The 6,601-nt window shown below is 38.1% G+C and carries 8 protein-coding genes; 3 read left to right on the plus strand and 5 right to left on the minus strand.

Annotation, left to right across the window (positions count from 1 at the left end):
- Positions 1-386 precede the first annotated feature (386 nt).
- On the plus strand, positions 387-1,139 hold the full coding sequence (locus tag AAA970_RS27500; protein ID WP_338239722.1) for a hypothetical protein: 753 nt from the start codon (positions 387-389) through the stop codon (positions 1,137-1,139).
- An 879-nt stretch (positions 1,140-2,018) separates the two neighbouring features.
- On the opposite strand, the gene istB is transcribed toward AAA970_RS27500, so the two are convergent.
- From istB to AAA970_RS27515, 3 genes are all read right to left on the minus strand, one after another.
- Complete coding sequence (gene istB / locus AAA970_RS27505; RefSeq protein WP_479531373.1) at positions 2,019-2,741, minus strand: IS21-like element helper ATPase IstB; 723 nt, start codon at positions 2,739-2,741, stop codon at positions 2,019-2,021.
- A 130-nt stretch (positions 2,742-2,871) separates the two neighbouring features.
- Positions 2,872-4,014: an IS21 family transposase gene (gene istA / locus AAA970_RS27510; RefSeq protein ID WP_338240140.1), complete on the minus strand. Its 1,143-nt coding sequence runs from the start codon at positions 4,012-4,014 to the stop codon at positions 2,872-2,874.
- Between the two features lie 29 nt (positions 4,015-4,043).
- The gene (locus tag AAA970_RS27515) at positions 4,044-4,292 is read right to left on the minus strand and encodes a LuxR C-terminal-related transcriptional regulator (protein ID WP_338239720.1); all 249 of its coding nucleotides are present in this window, start codon (positions 4,290-4,292) and stop codon (positions 4,044-4,046) included.
- A 713-nt stretch (positions 4,293-5,005) separates the two neighbouring features.
- On the opposite strand from AAA970_RS27515, the gene AAA970_RS27520 reads away from it, so the two are divergent.
- Positions 5,006-5,314 (plus strand): hypothetical protein, encoded by a 309-nt coding sequence (locus tag AAA970_RS27520; protein ID WP_338240141.1) that lies wholly within the window; start codon positions 5,006-5,008, stop codon positions 5,312-5,314.
- Positions 5,311-5,589: a hypothetical protein gene (locus AAA970_RS27525; protein ID WP_338240142.1), complete on the plus strand. Its 279-nt coding sequence runs from the start codon at positions 5,311-5,313 to the stop codon at positions 5,587-5,589. The genes AAA970_RS27520 and AAA970_RS27525 overlap by 4 nt, the downstream gene beginning before the upstream one ends.
- 148 nt (positions 5,590-5,737) lie before the next feature.
- On the opposite strand, the gene AAA970_RS27530 is transcribed toward AAA970_RS27525, so the two are convergent.
- Positions 5,738-6,100 (minus strand): hypothetical protein, encoded by a 363-nt coding sequence (locus tag AAA970_RS27530; protein WP_338240143.1) that lies wholly within the window; start codon positions 6,098-6,100, stop codon positions 5,738-5,740.
- A gap of 21 nt (positions 6,101-6,121) precedes the next feature.
- Positions 6,122-6,388, minus strand: coding sequence for a hypothetical protein (locus AAA970_RS27535; protein ID WP_338240144.1), 267 nt, complete (start codon positions 6,386-6,388; stop codon positions 6,122-6,124).
- Positions 6,389-6,601 lie beyond the last annotated feature (213 nt).

Here is a 6,601-nt window from a genome sequence, read left to right on the forward strand (position 1 = left end):
TCCGGCGCCGTTAGCCTCATATGTGGTTCCTGTTCGTCAGTACCGAGTTTTGCAGTCTCGGCGCTATGCGCGGTGCCTTATAAGCTCCCGCTTATGGCAATTTCAGTGCATACCTCACGGTAAGTCACCTTGCGACTTGCTAATGCTTCGAGACGTTACTCCCGCGCATAAGGGACTTGCACCCTCTAGAATAATATTCTATATTCGAATAGAATAATGATGCCCATGCTGGGCACACACAATGTATAAAAATAATAGCCGAGATAGTAGTAACTTCAAGAGTTGTAGCCAGCTTCAACTGTCTTGTATCTTGACAGTTAAGTGCCACGCAGTCGGCTACTATTCTTATACTAAACGTTATGCTCAAGCAAAAAACAAGCTAAACAATGGATGCTTTTCTATGCTTTTTAGAAAAATACAAAGAATTAACTTCAATTGTTTTGACAATAGGAGTTTTCATACTTGGTTACGTACTTCAAAGAAAAGCCAGACGTATTCAAAGTACTATGACTTGGAAAGAATATCGAACCCCAATTTTAGAGTTCGCAAATGAAACAATTGATGTTATGTCTGAACTCGAAGGTCTATGCGAAATGAATCCTGAAATTTTAGGGCAAGTATTTTATGACAAACGCAATGAAGTAATAAACAAATTATCTTCTTTAAGAGATAAAGGAAAATTAATAATACCTAATCAAACACCAAATCTTTATGGAAATTGGAAAAGAGAGGCGTATAAAGGAATAAGACATGTAAGCCTTGATTGCTTAATATCCACATACTACTTGGCTGTGGCACTGGATTTTAATAGACAACGCTATAACAAACAGTCCTTCAACCTTAATAGGGTTTCAGAATTAGATTTTACAAATAAGTCGATTACTGGGAAAAGGCACCCAAACCTTATTCAGGGAATTAAAATATTGAAAGCATTAAATAGTTTGCCAGAACAAATTAGCTATGATGGTTTTAAGAATAGAGGATGGTCAGTAAAAAAAGGTGTAGTTGAGTCTAAAAGACAATTTACCTCAATTATTCAGCAAATGGTGAACACGCGAGCGTGGATTGACGAAACAAAAAAATATGAACCAAAATCAATAATGCCTGAGCATAATCGAGTAGACGGGTGTGAGCCATAAGCTCACACCACCGTACATACGGGGGCTTCGCCCTTCGCTTGTTTCAAGCTCGGGAGCATATACCGCGGTTTGTTACTTTTCATTACATCTTCTGTATAGATTAAGCATAGATTCATATCCACGGATTTGCAATCGCTTCACGGTAATGGTCGTTCCAAGTATAGGACTACAGCCCACCACCCCCCCATTATGCAACTAACCTCCCTTGTTCATTAGAGACGATTAACATTCAGCCCTTCCCCTTTCGGGTACTATGGCTTCTGCTGACTTCTCCATCAGTCATCTAGTGACAATAGAGATCTCCTCAGGTAAGAGCATATTCTTTATTCATTTGTATTAGTTTTTATAGGTATTCATGATTGCTTCGCAATTCCCTCGATTCCTGCCACATCTACTTACATTGCACTCACTCTCGTGTTTTGGACTTAACAAAGATGTGCTTGCTTATCCGGCGCCGTAAGCCTCATTTGTGGTTCCAGCACAACGTGCGGTCCTTTCAAACTAACGTTCTCAGGAATGTCAGTACCGAGTTTTGCGGTCTCGGCGCTATGCGCGGTGCCTTATAAGCTCCCGCTTATGGCAATTTCAGTGCATACCTCACGGTAAACCATCTTGCGACTTGCTAATGCTTCGAGACGTTTCTCCCGAGAATAAGGGACTTGCACCCTCTAGAATAATATTCAATATTAGAATAGAATAATGATGCCCATGCTGGGCACACACAATGGCCAAGAAAAAATAGGGCGGATACGACTTTCAGCAAGGTTCGTTAACAAATTTTAAAAAATGGAATGGATATTCCGGTGATATTGACACCCCTACCGGCCATATTGACACCCCTGCTTTAGCGCAGGTTCATGGCAGAATTTGGTTTACAAGTTAACTTAATTTTCTCCTACTTTCCCCTTTTAATTCGATTCTGTGAGAAGTGTGTACCAAATGGTCCAAAATTGCATCGGCAATGGTCTGTTCTGCGATGATTTCGTACCAACAACTTACGGGTAATTGACTCACAAGGATGGTGGATTTACGAGCATGACGGTCTGCAATAATTTCCATTAGATCCTGTTGCTGTTGATGGTCAAGAACCTGAAGGCCAAAGTCATCTATGATCAAAAGATCTGCTTTCGCCAGCTTGGTAAACTGCCTGGCGATTGTGCCTTCGAGGCGGCATGTTTTGAGTTTGAACATGAGTTTTTTGAAGTTGAAATAGTAGGTGACTTTTCCCTGGGTACAGGCCTGATGACCAAATGCTGAGGCCAAGAAGCTCTTTCCACATCCGGTGGCACCGGTGATCAGGATAGATTGTCCTTTTTCAAGATAAGCCCCTGTGCTCAACGCCAGAATTTGTTCCTTGTTCAAGCCTCGTTCGGCACTGAATTTCAGCTCGGGGACACTTGCTTTATAGCGAAATTGAGCGGCTTTTAATAGGCGTAGTTCCCGGTTATTCTGACGGTGGTCTGCCTCAGCCTGAAGCAATAAGTTCAATCCATCATTCAGTGAGAGTTGATGAAGCTGTTTTGTTTCGACGAGTGATTCCCATTGTTTGGCCATTCCTTTGAATGCAAGCAATGAGAGCTGTTTTTCAATAGTAGAATACATAAGTTTATTTTTGTGAGAAATAACCTTGCCCCCTGGTATTGTCATTCACCGGTAGCGATGCTTTATGCAAAGGAGTCGTGGGGATCCAGGTTTTATTGTTCAAAACATTTCGGACAAATTGATAGGTATATTATTCTGCCTCGATGGCTACTTTTACGGCTGCGGTAAAGTGCTCCAGTGGGTGTGATCGCATTAAATTCAGTAGTCCGTCAAAGCGGCGATATAATTGTTCCGGATAGTATTTTTTTGATAGAAGTATGTTCATCATCCGCTGTAGTTCCGGACATTTTTCAGCTCGTTTGAGGTAATATTCCTCCCCACGGCTATTATAATATTGATGCTGAGAACAGAGGTGCTCTTTGCTGGTGGTGTAACCGGATTTTTTAGTTCTTCGATGGGTCGCAATCAATTTTTCCTTGGAAAAAATCTCTACCAGAGAATCGGTAAAGACGGCCTGAACCTTCTGACCAATATACTCATACGGAACGCTGTAATGTCGGTAATCGATGCCCAGAAGGATGTGACCATTTTGAGCAACAGCATATTTACGGTAGTATTTGATTTCATAAGGCAGGTCCGGAAGCGGGGAGAGCACAGGCTTCTCTTTAGCCCAAAATTGCTCCGTTCGGCAATAATTGTGTTTCGGCATGCGGGTTTGGTTATGCAATGTCGTGTAATGAATCAATGCATTATTCACTTCTTCTATGCTGAAGTACTGCTGATTACGCATCCTGGCATAGGCGCGCTGATAGATCAGTTTAACCTGGTTTTCCACCAATGCTTTGTCTTTAGGCTTTCGTGGACGTGCCGGCACCACGGTGGTGCCGTAATGGTTGGCAAAATCCTCCAAAACCACATTAATAGTGGGCTCATAACGACTCGCCTGAATTACGGCCGCTTTTAAATTATCCGGAACCAAAGCCAAAGGAACCCCTCCTAGATGCTCTAAACAGCACTTTAGGGCTAATAAAAAATCATCTGTGCTTTGAGAGGAAACGGCCATGGCAAAACAATAGTCCGAATAAGGCAGGCACGCCACAAACACCTGACACTTGATAATTTCACCCGTTTCCTGATCAATATACGATAGCGTATCACCGGCAAAATCAATGTATAATTTATCGCCCGGAAGATGCTCTAAATGCATAGAAGGGCTATTTTTCCGAAGATACCGCTGAAGATGAAAGCAAAATTGAGAACGTTTATAGCCCTCAGGATTCGCTTCAATATATTCCTCCCACAAAAGTCCTTTGGTAACTCCGGTTTTTTCCAATTCTTTCGCCAGATAGGAGAGCTGGCTTTTTAATTCCCTGTAGCGTTGATCATCTTTTTAGGCCGGACACCCGATGAAAATACTTTAGAAAGCTTTAAATCGTCCATCTTGAGCATCTGGTCTATGCCCATTCGTGAGGAGGATATCTTCCGTTTATAGGCTTTTATAGTGTTTATGCTCACTTTCGTATTGCGGTGGATCTCTTTTTGAGAATTCCCCCGTTTTAGCATTTGCAATATCTGACGTATTTTCTTCATAGCAATTGGTTTACCTGCCATGCCTTATATCTTTTGGTTGTTGGTTCAAAAAATATAAGATAACCTGTTTTCCCATTAGTTAAGTACAATTTCTCAAAGGGAATTAGGGGTGTCAGCTTGCTCCAGTAGAATTTTCAAAATTTAAAGCCCGGTGGGAGTGTCAGTTTAGTCCGGCATATCCATCAAGGGTGGTTTACCCCCCTATATCCTAGAGTATTTATATAAATGCTCCAAGATATAGGGGGGTAAACCAGTCGGCTATGAACAAGAGCACCCTTATTTATGTTTTTATAAGGGAAATTTTAAAACAAGCAAAATCCCTCAGTTATTGAGATTATGGAACATGATAATAAAATAAGAGAAGAACTTGAGAAACTAATAAATTCCGAATATTCATCTCACTTGATTAGTAACCAAATATTTGAGGTGATTAAAAAAAAGTGGCAAATTATTAAATGGTTTATTTACCCACTTATATTAGCTTTCGGGTATTTAAACTATAACTTATGGGGTGAGATCTCTAAAATTAATACTATAAAGAAAGATTGGAAGCCGAATTAAAGTCAATAAAAAAGGAAAGAGATAGTATTGCAAATTACTATGATGACATATATAACAAGTATGTGGCAGAATCCAATCAATTGAAGTACCAATTAAAGATCAAAGGAAAATATTGACCGAGTCAATATGTATTATACTTTATATGTTGACCTATTAAAACACAATTAAATGAAGTGATTGAATTAAAGAATAAAACAGAAAAAAATATTACAGCATATAACCAATTGAGCGACACTATCAATAAAAGGGTAACTGACTATTACTCAGTATACACTGAATTAAAGTCGTTACAAGAATCTATAAATCAGAGAATTGATTCCGTTGGTAATATTGCTCTTCTAAATAAAACCAATTCAGCCATTCGTTATGTTCATGCTGAGAAAAGCGATCGATATAAAGGAGAAATAATGTCAAAACTTGATTTAACTTTTGATGAATATAAACCTTCTACAATTGTTTTACCTGGAACTCTGATACTTTGACTTTCATTTTTTATAATGCTACTAGAAAAGGAAGAATTAAAAAAACAATTCAATTAGATGTATTCAGAAATCATGAAAGATTACCAATAAGTCCACTAGAAATTAAAGAAGATAGAGGGATTTTCACTCCATCTGCTATACTATTGCCGATAAGTAATGATATAAATTATTTACTTGAGCCTGTCTTTATTTATTTACCTCCTAATATTGGCGGAGCATTAATAATTCCTGATTTTGTAGTATTAAAAATAAGTTTAGAGGACAATATACCCTAAGGAATTAGTGGTCTAGCCCCCTATTAATCGACTTTCGTAGTTTGCGATATTGCTACTGCTCTTTCCGGTGAAACACTGGACCAGTGGACGTAGTGTCTTTCTACTTTTGAAGTATTTATTACTCCAATCCATAACCAGGTTTTGAAATTCAGAATCTTCTGTTTTTTCCGTAAAGTAGCGATTCGCTTTGTAAAAAAACCTTCATTAGCTTTGATCCAGTACCGATTAAAAATTCATAGTTATGGCATTTAACCGGTACCATGGCTTTTTCTTTATTCTTATATAATATTGTGTAGCAATTAACGCTACAATTTTTAGAATCCGTGATTTCTAGTTCCACTTGAATACTATCTATTTCACTAATAATCGAATCCTGTCCGATAAAAACTAAATTTTCTGGTAATTCACTTTTTGAAAGTAAAAGAGTATCTGTTTTTGGTCCTTGAATCGCTTTGTACTCAAGGATCTTCTTTAAATCTTTATCTTTTAATACCCTATTCAAATACCCCATTCCCTGAATAGATCATTTGTTTTAAAGAATCAAATGGTAATTATAGTGATAGGTTAATTTTGTTGAGTCCATACCCGATAGGCTTTTGAATAAAAAATCTTTTTTTACAATTGGATTTATTTCAGATTCAGTGATATTTATTTCTTCCAGGAAGGAATCATTCATTCTGAAAACTATTTTTTCAGGAAAAGTATCCTTTTTAACCTCAGGGGAACCATCTATTTGACTATGAATGACATCGTATCCAATTTTTTTCTTTAAATCATTGCTACTGAGTAGGTCATTCACAAATTGTTATTTTCTGTAAGAAATAGTTCTTGCAAAATGTCGGTTGGTAAATCACTAATAATAGGTACCGTTATGGGTTTATCACTGGATTTGGATTTGGATTTGAAAACAGCTCTTTTCTACCAATTGAACTTATCACAGATGTAGTATCATTGTTTAAAACAACAGTGTCTATTTTAAACGTTGAATGAGTCTTCAGCCAAATTGAAGTAA

The sequence above is a fragment of the Persicobacter diffluens genome (genome assembly GCF_036244895.1).
Lineage (GTDB): Bacteria > Bacteroidota > Bacteroidia > Cytophagales > Cyclobacteriaceae > Persicobacter > Persicobacter diffluens.